The organism is Streptomyces sp. bgisy159 (genome assembly GCF_965341775.1).
In the GTDB taxonomy this organism is placed as follows: domain Bacteria; phylum Actinomycetota; class Actinomycetes; order Streptomycetales; family Streptomycetaceae; genus Streptomyces.
In genome coordinates, this window is sequence record NZ_CBDQZH010000133.1 from 1 (window position 1) to 747 (window position 747).

Genomic DNA, 747 nt, shown 5'->3' on the forward strand with positions numbered 1-747 from the left:
GTGGGTGTGCCGTGGGCGATCGGTTCGCCGGAGGGCGGGCACGACGCCGTGCACCCGGAGCTGGGCACGCTGGAGGACTTCGTGTGGTTCGTGGAGCGGGCCCGCGAGCTGGGGATGGAGGTGGCCCTGGACTTCGCGCTGCAGTGCTCGCCGGACCATCCCTGGGTGCACAAGCACCCGGAGTGGTTCCACCACCGGCCCGACGGCACGATCGCGTACGCGGAGAACCCGCCGAAGAAGTACCAGGACATCTACCCGATCGCGTTCGACGCGGACATGGACGGGCTGGTCGCGGAGACGGTACGGGTGCTGCGGCACTGGATGGACTGCGGCGTGCGGATCTTCCGGGTGGACAACCCGCACACCAAGCCGGTCGTCTTCTGGGAACGGGTGATCGGGGAGATCAACCGCACCGACCCGGACGTGATCTTCCTGGCGGAGGCGTTCACCCGGCCGGCGATGATGCACACCCTGGCGCAGATCGGCTTCCAGCAGTCGTACACCTACTTCACCTGGCGCAACACCAAGCAGGAGCTGACCGAGTACCTGACGGAGCTGTCCGGCGACGCGGCCGCCTACATGCGGCCGAACTTCTTCGCCAACACCCCCGACATCCTGCACGCCTACCTCCAGCAGGGCGGCCGCCCCGCCTTCGAGGCACGCGCCGTCCTGGCCGCCACCCTCTCCCCCACCTGGGGCATCTACAGCGGCTACGAACTGTGCGAGAACGTCCCGCTGCGTGAGGGC

1 pseudogene is annotated in these 747 nt (G+C 68.5%); it reads left to right on the top strand.

Annotated elements, in window-relative coordinates:
- Nucleotides 1-747, top strand: a pseudogene (locus ACSLTV_RS36145) (alpha-1,4-glucan--maltose-1-phosphate maltosyltransferase); the annotation flags it as partial.